This window comes from Streptomyces sp. NPDC087844 (assembly GCF_044742785.1).
In the GTDB taxonomy this organism is placed as follows: domain Bacteria; phylum Actinomycetota; class Actinomycetes; order Streptomycetales; family Streptomycetaceae; genus Streptomyces.
On sequence record NZ_JBIUVD010000030.1, the window covers coordinates 62,511 to 79,020 of the forward strand.

Annotated in this window: 10 protein-coding genes and 2 pseudogenes; 10 read left to right on the forward strand and 2 right to left on the reverse strand. The window is 70.8% G+C overall.

Annotated features, from left to right (window positions below):
* Positions 1–777: 777 nt before the first annotated feature.
* The 3 genes and pseudogenes from ACIOKD_RS38135 to ACIOKD_RS38145 form a co-directional block, all read left to right on the forward strand.
* Positions 778–1,254, forward strand: a pseudogene (locus tag ACIOKD_RS38135) (DUF4334 domain-containing protein); the annotation flags it as partial.
* A gap of 95 nt (positions 1,255–1,349) precedes the next feature.
* Positions 1,350–2,441, forward strand: coding sequence for an NAD(P)-dependent alcohol dehydrogenase (locus ACIOKD_RS38140; RefSeq protein WP_402092799.1), 1,092 nt, complete (start codon positions 1,350–1,352; stop codon positions 2,439–2,441).
* 340 nt (positions 2,442–2,781) lie between these two features.
* Complete coding sequence (locus ACIOKD_RS38145) at positions 2,782–3,978, forward strand: TetR/AcrR family transcriptional regulator (RefSeq protein WP_402092801.1); 1,197 nt, start codon at positions 2,782–2,784, stop codon at positions 3,976–3,978.
* A gap of 126 nt (positions 3,979–4,104) precedes the next feature.
* Here the strand turns inward: ACIOKD_RS38145 and ACIOKD_RS38150 are convergent, their stop codons facing one another.
* On the reverse strand, positions 4,105–5,304 hold the full coding sequence (locus ACIOKD_RS38150) for an oxygenase MpaB family protein (RefSeq protein WP_402092802.1): 1,200 nt from the start codon (positions 5,302–5,304) through the stop codon (positions 4,105–4,107).
* Between the two features lie 418 nt (positions 5,305–5,722).
* On the opposite strand from ACIOKD_RS38150, the gene ACIOKD_RS38155 reads away from it, so the two are divergent.
* From ACIOKD_RS38155 to ACIOKD_RS38170, 4 genes are all read left to right on the forward strand, one after another.
* Entirely contained in the window at positions 5,723–7,066 is a 1,344-nt protein-coding gene (locus ACIOKD_RS38155) for an FG-GAP repeat domain-containing protein (protein ID WP_402092803.1), read from the forward strand.
* Between the two features lie 218 nt (positions 7,067–7,284).
* On the forward strand, positions 7,285–7,932 hold the full coding sequence (locus ACIOKD_RS38160; RefSeq protein ID WP_402092804.1) for a dihydrofolate reductase family protein: 648 nt from the start codon (positions 7,285–7,287) through the stop codon (positions 7,930–7,932).
* Positions 7,933–8,184: 252 nt separating this feature from the next.
* Positions 8,185–8,637, forward strand: a complete 453-nt coding sequence (locus ACIOKD_RS38165) for an NUDIX hydrolase (RefSeq protein ID WP_402092805.1) — start codon at positions 8,185–8,187, stop codon at positions 8,635–8,637.
* 139 nt (positions 8,638–8,776) lie between these two features.
* Complete coding sequence (locus ACIOKD_RS38170; RefSeq protein ID WP_107014462.1) at positions 8,777–8,956, forward strand: DUF6480 family protein; 180 nt, start codon at positions 8,777–8,779, stop codon at positions 8,954–8,956.
* A 74-nt stretch (positions 8,957–9,030) separates the two neighbouring features.
* Here the strand turns inward: ACIOKD_RS38170 and ACIOKD_RS38175 are convergent, their stop codons facing one another.
* Positions 9,031–9,396, reverse strand: coding sequence for a 2'-5' RNA ligase family protein (locus tag ACIOKD_RS38175; protein WP_402092807.1), 366 nt, complete (start codon positions 9,394–9,396; stop codon positions 9,031–9,033).
* Between the two features lie 141 nt (positions 9,397–9,537).
* On the opposite strand from ACIOKD_RS38175, the gene ACIOKD_RS38180 reads away from it, so the two are divergent.
* From ACIOKD_RS38180 to ACIOKD_RS38190, 3 genes and pseudogenes are all read left to right on the forward strand, one after another.
* Positions 9,538–10,188 (forward strand): TetR/AcrR family transcriptional regulator, encoded by a 651-nt coding sequence (locus ACIOKD_RS38180; protein ID WP_402092809.1) that lies wholly within the window; start codon positions 9,538–9,540, stop codon positions 10,186–10,188.
* A gap of 288 nt (positions 10,189–10,476) precedes the next feature.
* Positions 10,477–10,971 carry a beta-ketoacyl synthase N-terminal-like domain-containing protein gene (locus ACIOKD_RS38185; RefSeq protein ID WP_402092810.1) on the forward strand — a complete coding sequence of 165 codons (495 nt, stop codon included), beginning with the start codon at positions 10,477–10,479 and terminating at the stop codon, positions 10,969–10,971.
* A 38-nt stretch (positions 10,972–11,009) separates the two neighbouring features.
* A pseudogene (locus ACIOKD_RS38190) lies at positions 11,010–16,400 on the forward strand (SDR family NAD(P)-dependent oxidoreductase); the annotation flags it as partial.
* Between the last annotated feature and the right edge of the window lie 110 nt (positions 16,401–16,510).

A 16,510-nucleotide genomic window follows, 5' to 3' on the forward strand; every position in this document is an offset into this window, starting at 1 on the left:
CGCCGCCTGTCACCTCCACGGCCTGCCGCCGTCAACTGACCCCCACCTACGCGAACGGGTCGGCGACGCAGATCCCGATGGCGGAGCGTTCGGCGACGGTACCCCGGGCGGACTAGCGGCCGCCGACCACCACCACCGGTTCGGCACGGGGCTTCTTCTCGCGGCGCACACGACGGAGCCACCAGCACTCGGCCCGGAATCTACTGAGCGTTCGCTAAGAGATCTGCAGTACGGGTGCGGTCGAGCAACTTCCGCTGCAATACTGGTCTTTGGGCGCCCAAGCCGGGGAAGTGACGTCAAGGTAGACGCCAGACATCGGTTTGACTGATCGATCGCTAAGCAGACCGAAGGAGGTACGCAGACAGGTACCGGACACCGGGATCCGCAGCCTGGAGCCCCAGAACCGGGCCCGTTACGTAGCCGTGCGACCATCTGGAGCACATGCCGCTGGACACGGTCGAAGCAGGCCGTGCTCAGGGCGTTTCACCACGCCGATCCCGGCCGACGCGGTGCGTGCGGTGCTCGTCATGTGCCGGGGGTGGCCAACTGGTTCCGCGTCTTCCGCGTGGCCGGCCCGCTCAGCGCGGAGGAGGTCGCCAAGCGCCATGTACCGCTGAGTCTCGGCACCGTGGGCCACCCTGGCGCGAACCTCCGCAGCCCTGAAGCCCACTGCACGCACCTCCCGGTGACGCTGCGGCCTGCCGTCCCGCCGCATCCCGCGCCGGCGTCCCCGCGTTCGACTTCCTGTGTCAGCACCCACGACGAGAGGCAAGCCGCATGGACAAGTTCGAGGTCCGCGCCAGGTTCCAGGAACTCCGGGAGACTAAGGGCCCCGTCCGCCCCCGCGAACTCGACGCGGTCTGGGCGGCATTGGCCACCGTCCGCCCCGAGGACATACTCGGCGAGTGGAAGGGCGGCGAGTTCGATACGGGTCATCCCCTCAACGGCGAGCTGGAGAAGGCCGGTTGGTACGGCAAGACCTTCACCTCCGTGCACGACGTCAAGCCGCTGATGTGCCGTGACGCGGCGGGCCGGCTGTATTCCAACCGTGAACTCGGCAAAGGAGAGGCCAGCCTGTGGACCGTCGAGTTCCGCGGTGAGACGACGGCCACCATGGTCTACGACGGACAGCCGGTCTTCGACCACTTCAAGCAGGTGGACGACACCACGCTGATGGGGATCATGCGTGCCAAGGGGGTCCCCGAAGAGGGCCCCTTCTACTACTTCTTCCTGGAGCGGGTCCCGCAGACCGCGGGCGAAGGCACGGCTGCTGCCCCGCGGGAAGCCGCGCTACCCCCGCAGGACAGCGCGCAGCCGCAACGCGGAGGCGCGCAGGCCGGAGAAGACGCGTGAGACGCGTCCGCGCCGCGGTCACCGGGGCGCCGGGCGCCCCGTTCACCGTCCGCGCCGCGGACCTTGAGGACCCGCGGGCACATGAGGTGCTGGTCAGGATGTCCGCGGTCGGCGTCTGTCACACGGACCTGCAGATGCAGGACAGTTGGCCCTCTCGGCTCACTCCGATGGTCTTCGGCCACGAGGGCACCGGGCGGATCGAGACGGTGGGCGCGGGGGTGGCCGGACTCGCGCCCGGAGACCGTGTCTGTCTCACCTTCGCCAGCTGCGGCACCTGCGACCAGTGCGCGGCGGGCCACCCGGCCTACTGCCACGCCGCGCGGGACCGTAACCTCTCCGGAGGACGCGAGGACGGCACGACCCCGCTCTCCCTCGACGGCACACCACTGCACGCCGGCTTCTTCGGCCAGTCCAGCTTCGCCTCGTACGCCGTTGTGCACGAACGCGGTGTGATCAGGGTGCCGGCCGGCCTGCCGGACGCGGTCGCCGCGCCGCTGGGCTGCAGCGGCCAGACCGGCGCGGGCACCGTCCTCAACCGGTTGCGCCCGGAACCGGGCTCGTCACTGGTCGTCCTCGGTGCGGGCGCGGTCGGTCTGAGCGCGCTGATGGCCGCGGTGGCCGTGGGCTGCGACCCGGTGGTGGCCGTCGACCCGGTCGCCTCCCGCCGCGACCTGGCCATGGCACTCGGCGCCGGGGCAGCCCTGGCACCCGGGGACGGACTCGTAGCGGCGCTCCGTGACCTCACCGGTGGTGGCGCGCACCACGTCGTCGAGACCACCGGCCGTCCGCAGATGGCCCGCCGGGCTGTCGGCGCACTGCGCCCGCGCGGCGACATCGTCCTGGTCGGCCTCGGCGGGGAGGTGACGTTCGACGTGATGGGCCTGCTCGCCAAGGGGGTTCGTGTGCACGGGGTGATCGAGGGGGACTCCGACCCCGCACGCTTCATACCCGAACTGGTGGACCTCTACGAACGTGGCCTTTTCCCGCTCGACCGGCTTGTCACCACGTTCCCCTTCGAGGACATCGGCGCGGCCGTGGCCGCCATGGGCGACGGCGGTGTGGTCAAGCCGGTGCTCACCTTCGCCTGACACGGACCGCTCCGACCTGTCCGCCTGCCTGTCTTCCTGCCTGCCTGTCTGCCTGCCTGCGCGCCGCCAGGAGCGGTGCTGCGCCGGGGGCATATTCCTGCCGGAGCGGCGCAAGGCGGGGATGGCGGGATGCCGGAATCGGCGGGATGACGGGAGGCCGATGACTGTCCGCCGCGGCGACAGCCGGCACGAGCCGTGCGCGCTGCGGGACAGCGAGCCGGTTGGTAGGCGGTCATCGCGGCGGGGCCGTGCGGACGGCGCGGGCAGCCCGGACGGCTGGGGCGGCGCAGGCGGCGTCGAGGGAGCCCGCCTTCTGACGGCGTGTGATTGACTGATTCGCATGGCCTCCGCCTCCCCGTCCGCCCGTTCGGCCGAGACCGCCGACCGCACCGCGGCCGCTCGGCCCCGCAACCGCAGACAGCTCATCGTGGAGGCGGCCGGGCGGGTCTTCAGCGAGCGGGGCTACCACTCGGCGTCCATGGAGCAGGTCGCTGCCGGTGTGGGCATCTCCGCGGCCGCCCTGTACCGGCACTTCCCGAACAAATACGCGCTGTTCGCCGAGTGCGCCGACGTCATGGTGGACGGACTGGTCGCCGCGCTCGACGAGGTGCCGCCCGCAGCGCCCCTGACGGACGTGCTCACCGCCATCACCCGGATCACCGTCGCGCACCGCGCGTCGGGCGGCGTGTACCGCTGGGAGGCCCGGTACCTCAGCCGCGAGGACCGCCACCGTCTCGCGGCGAAGTTCGGTCACCTCGTCGAGCGGGTCGATGACGCGGTACAACGCGAGCACCCACTGGCCGACGAGCGACTGCGGGCCATGGCGGCCCTCGGCGCGATCGGATCCATCACGATGCACCACACGTCCATCGCTCAACGCCGGGCCGAGGAACTGCTGCTGGCGTCCGCGTCGGGCGTGGCGGCGAGCGATCCGACCTCGGGCCGACCCGGCGCGCACCCCGTCGATCTGCCCGGCCGGCCGGTGCCGCGCACGCGACGCGCGGAGATACTCGCGGCCGCCATCCCGCTGTTCGCCCGGCACGGATTCACCAGCGTCACGAACGGGCAGATCGCCGAGGCGGTGGGACTGACCCCGTCCGCGCTCTACCGCCACTACCCCGGCAAGATCGACATCCTGGCAGCCGCATGCCTTCAGGCGGCCGGGCTGCTGGCCCAGGGTGTGGAGCGCAATCTGCACGAGGTGGCGGGGCCGTACGAAGCCGTCGTCGCGCTGGCGGCGACCTATGTGGCCTACAGCTTCGAGTACACCGAACTGAACAGCGTCGCAGAAGCCGAACTGGCCGGCTTGCCGACCGGACTGCGAAAGCCCGTGGTCCTCGCGCAGCGGGACCACATCGCCGTCTGGGAACAGGAACTGCGGCTGGCCCGTCCCGAGTTGGACCCGCGCCAGGCCCGGGTGCTGGTACACGCCGGGTTCGGAGTGGTGGTCGAGGCGGGACGCCGACTGCGGTGGCGGGACAGCCCTGATCGTCGTGCGGCCGTAACCGCTCTGATGCTGGGGGCACTGGGGCTCTGAACGACCGCCGGAACCCGGCAGGGACAGGGGGCGCCGCATCGTGCGGCGCCTCGTACGAAGGTGACCCCGCCAACCGACCCCCGGCCCGTCCGTTGCGGGGTGGGCAGGTGAGATCGGATCGACAGCTCAGCCCGCTCTGTTGCCGGTGGGAATCGTGATGGGGGTGGTGCTCCCGGACGAGCCCTTGTTGAGAAACAGCATGGCCAGGGCGCGCACGAACTGGTCGAACACGTAGAAGCTGCTCGGCATGACGGGTGAGAGACCCTCGCGGAACAGGATGAACGCCGGCCAGACGGTCCTGACCAGGGCGGCCGACGCGTAATCCCGTTTCAGCCCCAGCCAGTCGCCCACCTGGTCGTTGAGGACATAGCGCACGAACTCGTTCAGGAACCCGCGGGTGACGCCGAGGTCGATCTGCGCGGTCAGGCCCAGCAGGTCCTCAGCCAGCGCGAGGCCCTCGGTGGACGGATTGAGGATCGGGGTGAGCACCTGCGCCGCCTGCTTCTCGGCGGCCGCCCACGTTGTGGGAATGTGCTCGTCCGGCACACCGAGCAGGTGGATGGCGACCTGCCACGAGTGCAGGAACGCCTCCTGGTCCGCGGCCGGGAACGGGATCTTCCAGTCGAGCAGCTTCCTGTACACGAAGGTGCCCAGGCTGTGGAAGGTGACCAGGATGTCGGCGACACTGATCGGAATCGTCTCGTCGGCGACCGCCTTCCAGTGCGGGGACTGCGGCAGCAGGTGACGTACTGCGGCGTGCACCACGCGCGTCTTGTTGGCGGTGACGACGAACTGCCCCGTCGGCTCGAAGGCTCCCAGCTGGGACAGGTCGTAGCCGAAGGTGAACGTCTTGGCCGCACGGTCCTGCATGTCGGCGCCGCCCGCGGACCAGTAGACACTCTTGGCCTCACGCGGGATCACGGTACTCATGATCCCGCTGCCGAGCCCGTACAGCATGAAGAGGTACGTGTCCCTGCGCCGGTTGAAGTCGGCGGCGCGGGCGAGCTTGGCGCGGTCCGCCCAGGAAGGCAGACGGTTGACCTGCCGCAGGTGCGCGGCGAACACGTCCGGGAGGCCGCCGGGCAGCGGGTCGTTGTTGTTCACCCACGACGCCCACGCGGTGTTGATCGCCGGCACGTGGCCGTTCTCCAGCATCGAAACCATCAGAGGATCCGTCGCGTCGTCCCAGATCCACGCCGGATCGGTCCCCGCGGCGGCGCCCGCCGCCGAGCCCGTCGACGCCAGCGCCCCGGCGGGGTTCGCCACACCCACCAGGCCGAGTGCGACACCGAGGGACAATGCCCTTCTTCTACTGAGATTCTCCATTGACTTACCTGCTTCCCGTCCAGGGTGACGACACCGAGTCAGGCCCCGGCAACCGCCAGTTGCATGCTTCAAGGGTGCTGCGTCTAGTAGCAGGAATGTGATTTGTGATTAACATAGCGAGGTGTATTGCTGGCGGCAATGGTGCTGACCGAGGGGCCGCCGCCGATGCGGGGACGCAGGGCGAAGCCACTCGTCCCGGACCCCTGGGACGGACCTCACGACGGGGCTCGACGCAGCGTGGTGGGGAGCAGCTGGAGATCTATGCCGAGATCCGGCCGGAAGAGGCCTGACTCACGACCGTACGTACCCGTGGGCCGGAACGGGGGCCGGAACGGGGGCCGGCCCATCGTGCTTCACCCCCGTAACAAAATGATCCGCTTCCTTGTGCGGGCCGTCTCCACGCCCGTGAAGTGGGCTGATGCACTTTCCGACAGCAGGCGGTCCGATCTTCCGCCACCTGCGTACATGGCACGCCGTGCCGGCCCCCCTCGTCGTGCTGGCGGTGGTGGTGCTCCTTGTCCTGCTCCCGTCCGACGGCGCGCGCTCGGTGCCCAACAGCCCGTGCCGCCCGGCTGGTTCGGCGCGCGAGGGCGCTCCCGCGACCCCCGACCTCGACGGGGACGGCTTCGTCGATCTGGTGCACGAGATCTCCTCCCGTTCGTTGAAGGTGGACGTCGTCGTCGTGCCCGGCTCCGAGCACGGGCCGGACCACGGCCGCACGACCGTCCTCACCCAGGACGACCTCGGTGTGCCGGACGACATCCAGACGGGTGACGACCCGTGGCAGCCCACGGTCGCCGACCTGGACGAGGACGGCCACGCCGACCTCGTCGTCAGCGGTGCCGCCCAGGTCCTGTGGGGAGGCCCCGAGGGCCCGCGGGCCGACGGACCGCGCGGGCGCGTCCCCCTGCCGGGCAGCGGGTACGGCACCGCGCCGATCGCCGGCGACTTCGACGCGGACGGCCACACCGACCTCGTTGTCTTCAGGTTCTCGAACGAGGATCAGGAACTGGTCGTCCTCAAGGGACCGTTCAAGCGCTCCGGCGCCCCCGCCCGGACCGTGGAGATCCCCAGCCCGGTCCACGAGGGCGCGTCACCCGTGCTGGTCGCCGGGGACGCGAACGATGACCGCGCCACCGATCTCGCGCTCTACGACTCCCCGTGGGATCCGCCCCTGCTGTTCACCGGCGGCGCCCGTACCGCCGCCGGCCTGAGCGATGAGCCCGAGCGGCTGCCGGAGGGCGAGAACGTCGTCTTCGGCGACTTCGACGGCGACGGGCGGCAGGATGTCGCCATCGGGCGGAGCTTCGTCGACAGCGACGACGAGATCGACACACCCCACCGGCGCGGCCAGGTCAGCGTCCGCTACGGGCAGGAGCCGGAGAAGTGGGTGACCATGGAGGGCGGCGGCTTCGCGGAGGGCTTCGGCGCCCGGCTCGCCGCCGGAGACTTCGACGCCGACGGCTGCGACGACCTGGCCGTACAGCTCACCAGGAAGAAGGAGACGGGGGACGCGCGGATCGAGGTGTTGCGGGGCGGCTCCGAGTACGGGCTCGGGTCGAAGCCGTGGCGCGCCACCGAGCGCTCCGTGCCGGGTGACGACGGTCCCGTCGACGGCACGCTCTTCACCGTCCACGACTGGGACGGCGACGGCCGCGCGGAACTGGCCCTTCTCGGCGAGGACAGATGGTGGATCACCGACGGCACGTACCGCGACGAGGCGTCCTTTCCGCTCACCCCCGGCAAGGGACAAGGCTCGTAGTCACATGCTCGTTGCCCGGTGACGACGGGTCGGCCGTTGGGCGCCTGCGGCCGGTCCTCGTCAGCCGGCAACACCGAGAACGGTCGCGCGGGGCACGCTTCTGAGAAAAGTTGAGCGCCGCTGTCGATCCGGCCAGTTCCCGTTCGACGCTTCGATGTAGGACGCCACACCGTACGCAACCCCGTACTGGGAGGCGACAGAATTTGATGAGGGAACACATGGATCAGCTGCTGCGCGTGCAGAACTTCACCATCTCCAGCGACGGCATCGCCGCCGGCGAGGACCAGAGCCTGGAGCGGCCCTTCGGCCATCACATCGATCCGGGAGAGCTCTTCGCCTGGGCCGGCGCCACGGCACACTGGCCCAACCGCACCGAGCCCGGAGGAAGCCGCGGCCTCGACGACTACTTCACCCGGGACTTCGCCCACAACATCGGCGCCGAGATCATGGGCCGCAACAAGTTCGGACCCCAGCGCGGCCCCTGGCAGGACCACCAGTGGCGCGGCTGGTGGGGTGACGAGCCGCCCTTCCACACACCGGTGTTCGTCCTGACCCACCACACGCGTCCATCGTTCACGCTCTCCGACACCACGTTCCATTTCGTGGACAGCGACCCGGCCACCGTCCTCGCGCAGGCGCGGGAGGCCGCGCAGGGCAAGGACGTCCGGCTCGGCGGCGGCGTGAGCACCATCCGGGAATTCCTCGACGCCGACCTCGTCGACACCCTGCACGTGGCTGTCGCACCGGTGGAACTCGGATCCGGGCTACGCCTGTGGGACTCCCCCGACCAGCTACTGGAGCGCTTCCACCAGGAAGTCGTACCCAGCACGAGCGGGGTCACCCACCATCTCTTCTGGCGCAAATGACCGTCAACGACATGGACACATACGCCGTCGGTATTGAACGCCACGACGGCATCATGCCCGAGGCAGCGAGGGTGACCGGTTCTGCCGGTACGGCAGACGCGGCACACACCGCCAAGACGGTCACGGGCCCGGTCAACGCATCAGGCCGGTCGAAGAGAAGAGCAACAGGGGACGCGCAGTCCTGGGAACGGAGACGGGGCTGTACGGTTCCAACCAGTGCCGTCCCGTCTGATCCCGACCGTCCGAGGCCCCGTGCACCGACTCCTTGCCCGCCTCTGGCGGCTCCTGCGCCCCGTTCAGAACCGCATCGTGTGGTCCCTGAACGCCAAGTTCGTGGTCGGCGTGATCGGTGTCGTGCGCGACGACGAGGGCAGGGTCCTGCTGCTCCGGCACCGTATGTGGCCGCCGAACCGCCAATGGGGCCTGCCGAGCGGCTTCGCACACAAGGATGAGGACTTCCGGCACACCGTGGTCCGCGAGGTCAAGGAGGAGACCGGTCTCGATGCGGAAGTGGGCCGCCTGGTCATGCTGAACAGCGGCTTCCGCACCCGCATGGAAGTGGCCTACGAGGCACGTCTCCTCGGCGGTGAACTGCGCCTCGACCCCTTCGAGATCCTGGAAGCCCGCTGGTGCCGCCCCGATGACCTCCCCCAGGGCATCCAGCCCGTGTGCCTGCCCCTGGTACGCGGCGAGATGATCCCCTGAGACCTTCGCGATACGACGTTACGGGCGTCGGCGCCTTCCTCGACCGTGCCCCGCTTCTGCGTTCCCAGCGGACGCAGGACGCAAGACCTCAAGAGAATCTGCGGATGCGCGTACGTGTGACCTGCGTGAGCCTGAAGTCATGACAGATCCGCGCGTGCCCCCACAGGAAACACCCCCGGCCGAAGGCTCGATCGCCGAGGCACACGAGGAACGCGCGGATGGAGGAATGTGGGAACACCCCGGCGTCTGGGTCTGGCTGATCGTCCTCGGCGCCGTGATCGTCGCCGCCTTCTTCATCGCCCGCATCTTCGCTCTCTGAGGCGGCCGGGATGACACAGCGCGCCGCCCGCAACCGCGGAGCGTCGCGTCGCGTCGCTCGAAGCAGGACTGAGGTCATTGCCCCAGCGGGGTAGCGGAGCGAACAACGGAGTCGTACGTACGGGCGCCCACCCACTGGCCCGCCAGGATGCCTTCTGGTCCGCCGGCTGCCGCGGAGAACAGCGGAGTGCCGGGGCAGCCGGCGTCGCGGCCACGGGCGAGGGTGATGTGCGGCTTCCAGCGCTCGGGGGCGTGGATCGGGTTCATCCGTCCGCAGGCCGGGGCGTCGCGCAGGGTGCGCCATACCGCTTCCTGCAGGTGGAGCAAGGCTTCGTCGGGCTGGACCGCCCAGGCCAGGACAGGCGTCCGGCCGGTGAACCGCACCGTTCCGTGGAGGTGCAGGGGGACGGGCAGGACGGCGAGGACGTGTTCGAGCCGCACGCCCGCCGGACCTCATGCGGCTGCGCGGGGGATGGTTCCGGCTGCTCTCCCCGTAAAGTGGGCATGCGCCCACCTCAGTGGGCACATGCCCACTGGGCAACGGTCGCCAGCGGACGGTACGACGTACGAGAGGATGTGTGCATGCCGACCGGGGTGCATCTTCGCGACGCGCGGCAGCAACTGTTCGACGCTGCGGAACGCGTGCTGCTGCGGGACGGGCCGAACGGGTTGACCAGCCGGGCCGTCACCGACGAGGCGGGCTGCGCCAAAGGTGTCCTGCACCGGCACTTCTCCGACTTCGACGCTTTCCTCGTCGGCCTCGTGCTCGACCGGGCCGCGCAGCTTGAGACGCAGGCGAGTGCGCTGCGCGAGTCCGCCGGCACCGGCACGGTGGCCGACAACCTCACCAGCGCGTTGGCCGCCCTGTTCGGACCCATTCCGGTGGCGATCATCCCGCTCATCACCTTCCGCGATGAACTGCGCGCACGGCTGCGGCAGGCCAGGCCCGGGGGCGGCATCGCGATCCTCGCCGAGGCCGCGACCGCGATCTCCGCCTATCTGGCCGCCGAGCGTGAACTGGGCCGCATCGCGGCCGACGCCGACATCGACTCCCTCACCCTCTCGCTGGTCGGTGGCGGGCATCTCGTGTTCGCGGACCGCGACTCCGGCCCGTCGGCCACGGCAGTCGTCAACAAGCTCGTGACAGCAGTCATCGCCGATGCCGTGCAACGACGACCGGCTCAACGCCGCGCGACACCACTGCAAGCCCTGCGCGGCCCCTACTCGCCCTGAAGCACTGAAGCCCTGAGAACCTGCCGTCGGCGTTCGTCCGGGCGACCGCGCGTACGCCTGCCCACGGGACGACGCACGCGATCCATGCGTCGATGATCCTCTAAGAGCCCGCCCAAGCGGCTGAACCTGGTGCGTTGGAGCAACGCTGCCGCCGAACGCGCCACCGTGTACCGGGCGCAGGTCCTTGGTGTTCGCCCGGCCGACTGACGAAATGGCCGGTGTCTCGCAGGACCGATCAGGTGGCGGGGCGGAGTGCGTGCCGGACTGTGCGCGCCTCCCAGTCTGCTCGTGGCGAAGGACGGACCGCCCATGCATGAAAAAGCTGGCCTCGAAGGGCTCGGAACGGGCCAGGACGAGCCGGTCGCGATCGTCGGAGCAGCTTGCCGGTTTCCCGGTGAGGCCCGCTCGCTCGCCTCGCTGTGGCGGTTGCTGATGGCGCGCCGGGAGACCGTGCGCAAGGTGCCCGATGAGCGCTGGGAGCAGGCGGAGTTGGCCGGCTTGCCCGCCCAGGTCGCGGAGCGGCTGCGCTACGGCTGCTTTCTCGATGACGACGTGTACGCCTATGAACCGGAGTTCTTCGGGATCAACGCGCAGGAAGCGCCCTGGGTCGATCCGGAACACCGGCTGCTGTCGGAGGTGGTGTGGGAGGCCATCGAGCACGCCGGTATTCCGGCTCCACGGCTGGCTGGCACACCGACCGGCATGTTCTTCGGGATCTATCAGAAGGACTACATGCTGCGGGTACAGCGGCCCCTGGAGGAGGTCAACGCGTATGCGATGTAACCGGCTTCGACAGCATCGGTCCCGGTCGCGTGGGCTTCATGCTGGACCTGAAAGGCCCTCAGGTGGTCGTGGAGAGCGCCTGCGCCTCCGGGCTGCTCGCCGTGCACACTGCCTGTCAGAGTCTGCGGACCGGTGAGTCGGACGTGGCGCTTGCCGGGGCCGCCATGCTGACCTTGGGGCCGGAGGGTGTCATCGCCCCGGCTCTGTGGGGTGTGTTCTCCCCGACCGGCCGCTGTCACGCCTTCGACGCCGGCGCCGACGGCTACGTACGCGGCGAGGGCTGCGGTGTCGTCGTCCTCAAGCGTCTGTCGGACGCGGTGCGGGCCGGGGACCGGATCCTGGCGGTGGTGCGCGGGACGGCGGTCAACCAGAACGGGCGGGGCACGCGGCTGAGCGCCCCGTCCGAGCCCGCGCAGATCGACCTGTACCGTCTGGCGCTGGAGCGCGCGGGCGTCGAACCGGGTGATGTCGGGATGGTGGAGGCTCACGGCCCGGGTACGGCGGTGGGCGATCCGATCGAGTTCGCCGCCGTGGCCGCCGCCTAGGGCAAGGGCCGTGACCGGTGCGCGCTGGGTTCGGTGAAGACCAACATCGGCCACACCGAACCGGTGTCGGGCGTGGCGGGTCTGCTCAAGACGATCGCCTCCCTGCGCCACGGCATGGTGCCGGCCAGTCTGCACTTCAGGGACTGGAACCCGCAGATCGATGCCACAGGCACCCGGCTGTTCGTGCCCACCGACACGACCGAGTGGCCCGTGCGGGACCGCACCCGGCTGGCCGCGGTGTCCTCCTTCGGTATCAGCGGCACCAATGTGCACGTCGTGGTGGAGCAGGCGCCCGTGTTCCCGTCCGCCCGGCGCGCAGCACGTGTGCTGCCGTCCGGCGATGGTGATGCGCTCCCGGGCAGTGGGGCGACGCGGGTGTTCCCGTTGTCCGCCGGCACGCCTGTGGCCCAGCGGTCCGCGGCCGGCCGCCTGGCCCAGTGGCTGAAGGGCGAGGGCTCGCAGGTCCCGCTGGCAGACGTGGCGCACACGCTGGCCGTGCGGCGCTCGCCCGCCCGGGAACGAGCCGCTGTTGTCGCCACCGGACGCACCGAGCTGGTGGCCCGGTTGCGGGAACTGGCGGCCGGCACCGCACCCGCCGCGGGAGTCGCGACCGGCAGGGCGGTGCCGGACGCCGGAAAGGGAGTCGTGTGGGTCTTTTCGGGGCACGGCTCGCAGTGGGCGGGCATGCGCCATCAACTGCTCGACCGGGATGCGGAGTTCACCCGGATCATCGACGAACTTGAGCCGCTCGTGGCCGAGGAGTCCGGGTTCTCCCTGCGTGAGACCCTGTGCCGCCCCGAGGTGGTGACCGGGTTCGACCGGGTGCAGCCGGTGATCTTCGCCATCCAGTTGGGTCTGGCGGCCATGTGGCGCGCTCACGGCGTCGAACCGGCGGCCGTGATCGGCCATTCCATGGGCGAGGTCGCCGCCGCGGTGGCCGCGGGGGCCCTGAGCCTGCGGGACGGGGTGCGGGTGATCTGCCGGCGGTCGCGTCTGATTCTGCGGACCGCCGGGCAGGGCCTGATGGCCTCGGTCGCCCTGAGCCGCGAAGAGGTGGAACGGCTGCTGGCGCAGGACGACGTGAGCGGAGTGAGTGTCGCGGTCGTCGCGTCGCCGCAGAACACCGTCATCGGCGGCGACGCCGACCGTATCCGGGACCTGGCCGCGGACTGGGACGCGCGCGGTGTGGGGATCCGGGTGATCGAGGTGGATGTCGCCTCGCACACCGCCCACATGGACCCCATCCTGCCCGACCTCGCCGACGCGTTGGCCGAGGTCACCGGCAGCCGGCCGGCAGCGGACTTCTACAGCACCGTCACCGACGACCCGCGCCGGGATGTCGCCTTCGACGCCGCCCACTGGTCGGACAACCTCCGCGAAGTGGTGCGCTTCGCCGACGCGGTGCAGGCCGCGGCCGAGGACGGGCACCGGTTGTTCGTCGAGATCGGCCCCCACCCCGTGCTGGCCCATCCCGTGCTGGCCACGCTCGCCGCGCACGGTCACAGCGACTGTGCCGTGGTGCCTTCCCTGCTGCGCGACACCGACGACGTACTGGCGTTCCACACCCATGTCGCGGCCCTGCACTGCGCCGGTCATCCGCTGGACTGGGCCGACCGCTACGCCGACGGCTCCCTGGCCGACGTGCCTGCGACGACCTGGCAGCGCACACGGTACGTCGTCGAGCCCTCCCCCCTGCGGCAGTCGGCCGGGGCACATGCTTCCCCCGCCGCGCACCCGCTGACCGGACCGCACACCGCGGACCCCGACGGCGAGGGCCGCCACCTGTGGCAGACGCGCCTCACCCCCGCGACCCTGCCCTGGCTGGACGCACACCGCGTCAACGACGTCGCCGTGATCCCCGGTGCGGCACTGTGCGAGATGGCTGTCGCGGCCGCCGCCGACCTCTATGCCACCGGACCCGGACGCCTGAGCGTCACCGGTATCGACCTCGAAGTACTGCTGCTGCCTGCGGACGACGGCACTCCCGTCACCGCCACCGCCGAGACGGCCGGCCCGGACACCGCCCGCTGGCAGGTGCTCAGCACCACGCCCGACGGCGCCCGCGTCCGGCACGCACAGGCGGGCCTGCACCTGGCCCGCGAGGACGAACCCGCCCCGCGGGGCTGCGATCCCCAGCAGTTGCTGGCTCGGTTCCCGCATGCCGTGGACGCCACGGACGTCTACCGACAGATGCGGGAGGAACGCGGCGTGCACCACGGCCCGCCGTTCCTCGGTCTGCGGTCCCTGCACACGGACGACGGCGAGAGGGACCGCGCCGGTGCCCGTCTGCTGGCCCGGCTACAGGTACCGGACGCCGGCCGGGCCGCGGCGCAGGTACTGCACTGTCACCCCGTCATGCTCGACACCTGCCTCCAGGCCGTCGCAGCCGCTGTCCTGCGCACCGGCGCCGTACCCGAAGGCGGCATCCTGCCTCGGCACATCGAGGAACTGCGGCTGTACAAGACGATGCCGCTCAGCGGGTACTGCCAGGTCACCCTCACAGGCGTGGACAGCGACCGGTACACCGCCGACTTCCGGCTGTGGGCGGACGCCGGCTCCGTGGTCGCCGACGCCACCGGCGTGGAGTTCCACCACATGCCCGCCGAGAGCGCCGAGGAACGCTTCGAAAGCCGCCTGCTCCACACCTTCTGGGAACCCGCCGAACGTCCGGCGCCGAGCACGGCGCCCGGGACATGGCACCTCCTGGCGGAACCCGGGCGCGAAGCGTACGCGGCAGAGCTGGGTGCAACCCTCAGGGAGCGCGGCGCCACTGTGAGCGTGCGGACGCTGACGACCCAGGATCACGAACACCCCAGCAGCTCCCCGGTACTTGCTCCGGAGGCCGACCACCGGCCCCCGCGGGCCGTGGTGTACCTGCCGGCGTCCGAGCCGGGCACCGGCAGCGTGCCGCCGGAGAGCACGGCGCGACAGCAGGTCGCCCGCCTGGCGGAGACAGCCCGTTCGCTGGCGGTCTTCGCGGCGGGCGATCCGGCACCGCGACTGTGGACCGTCACCGGCGCGGCACAGCAGGTCGGCCCGGAGGACCGGCCGGACCTGAGCCAGGCCGGCCTGCGCGGCCTGGTGCGGGTGATGAGCTACGAACACCCCGAACTGCGCCCCGGCGTCCTGGACATCGACGCGCGGACGCCGGTCGCGGACGTGGCCGACGAACTGCTGTCGTGCCCCGACGAGCAGGACGAGATCGCCTACCGGAACGGCACACGTCACCTGGCCCGGCTGCGCAACACGGCGCTGGACGAGTCGGAGCGCCACCGGACCCTTGTGGACCGGGCCCACGACCGGGTGGCTCTGCGTCTGGCGCGCGACGGTGACCTGGACTCCTTCGAGTTCGTCGCCCAGCCCCGCCGTCGGCCCGGTCCCGGCGAGGTCGAGGTGCGGCTTGAGGTCACCAGCGTCAACTTCATCAACGTGCTCCAGGCCATGGGCGTCTACCAGCGCTTCGACACGGGCGAGGACCGCCCGGAGGTCAGTGCCTTCGACGGGGCGGGCGTCGTCACCGCCGTCGGCGACGGCGTCCAGGACGTGGCGGTGGGCGCCAGGGTCGCGGCGATGTTCGTGGACAGCACCGGGTCCGGCCTCATGTCCTCCTTCGCGACCGTCCGCGCCGACTGCCTCCTGCCGGTGCCCGACACCGTGAGCGCGCAGAACGCCGGTGCCCTGCCGTGCGCCTACCTGACCGCCTGGTACGCCCTGCGGCACCTGGCCCGGCTCCGGCGGGGCGAGAAGGTACTCATCCACTCGGCGAGCGGCGGCACCGGTCTGGCCGCGCTGAATCTCGCGCAGGCCTGTGGCGCGCACGTGCTGGCCACAGCGGGCAGTGAGGCCAAGCGGGCGTATCTGCGCGGCCTGGGCGTCGAGCACGTCATGGACTCCCGCACGCTGGGCTTCGCCGATGAGGTCCGCGATCTCATCGGCGGACACGGCGTCGATGTCGTCCTCAACTCCCTGACCGGTCCGGCGCAGGCCGCATCTCTCGATCTGCTCGCACACCGGGGCCGGTTCCTCGAACTGGGCAAGCGGGACATCTACGCCAACACCCGTCTGGGGCTGCTGCCCTTCCGCCGCAACGTGACCTTCACCGGCATCGACGTGCTGATGATGATGCAGCAGGAGCCCGAGCTGCTCGCCGAGGGCTACCGCGAACTGGCCGGCATGCTCGCGCAGGGCACCCTGCCGCTGCTGCCCGTCACCGAACACCCCGTCGCCCAGGCGTCGTCGGCCTTCCACACCATGGCCTCCGCCCGGCACACCGGCAAACTCGTCCTCACCTGGCCGACAGACGGCACCACCACTCTGCCGGTGCGACCGCAGGACGTTCCTCTCGTACGGCCCGACGGCAGCTACCTGATCACCGGCGGGCTCGGCGGACTGGGGCTCCTGGTCACCCGGTGGCTGGCCGAACGAGGCGCGGCAGCCGTTGTTCTCACCTCCCGCGGCGCCCCCTCCCCGGCCACCCGCACCGCCCTGGACACCCTCACCGCCACCTTCGGCACCCGCGTCGAGGTCGTGTGCGGGGACCTCGCCGAGCCGGGCACGGCCGACGCCCTCGTCGAGGCAGCCGCGTCCACGGGCCATCCACTGCGCGGCGTCGTCCATGCCGCAGCCGTCATCGAGGACGCCACGGTCTCCGGCCTCTCCCCCACGCTGCTGGACAAGGTGTGGCGTCCCAAGGCCACCGGGGCCTGGAAGCTCCACCACGCCACAGTCGGCCAGAGCCTGGACTGGTGGGTCACCTTCTCCTCCGCCGCCTCGCTGCTGGGCAACCCCGGGCAGGGCGCCTACGCGGCCGCCAACGCCTGGCTGGACGAGTTCACCTCCTGGCGCCGCGCCCATGGCCTGCCGGCCACCTGCGTCAACTGGGGGCCGTGGGCCGAGGTCGGCCGCGGCACCGGTATGGCGGACCGCGGCTACGCCATGATCGCCCCCGCGGAGGGTATCGCCGCTCTGGAGTGTCTCCTCGCCCACGACCGCGC

Bases quoted from the DNA above. Each gene is read 5' to 3' on its own strand.
- ACIOKD_RS38160 (WP_402092804.1), top strand. From the start codon at position 7,285: ATGGATCAGCTGCTGCGCGTGCAGAACTTCACCATCTCCAGCGACGGC.
- ACIOKD_RS38155 (WP_402092803.1), top strand. From the start codon at position 5,723: ATGCACTTTCCGACAGCAGGCGGTCCGATCTTCCGCCACCTGCGTACA.
- ACIOKD_RS38170 (WP_107014462.1), top strand. From the start codon at position 8,777: ATGACAGATCCGCGCGTGCCCCCACAGGAAACACCCCCGGCCGAAGGC.
- ACIOKD_RS38145 (WP_402092801.1), top strand. From the start codon at position 2,782: ATGGCCTCCGCCTCCCCGTCCGCCCGTTCGGCCGAGACCGCCGACCGC.
- ACIOKD_RS38150 (WP_402092802.1), bottom strand. From the start codon at position 5,304: ATGGAGAATCTCAGTAGAAGAAGGGCATTGTCCCTCGGTGTCGCACTC.
- ACIOKD_RS38180 (WP_402092809.1), top strand. From the start codon at position 9,538: ATGCCGACCGGGGTGCATCTTCGCGACGCGCGGCAGCAACTGTTCGAC.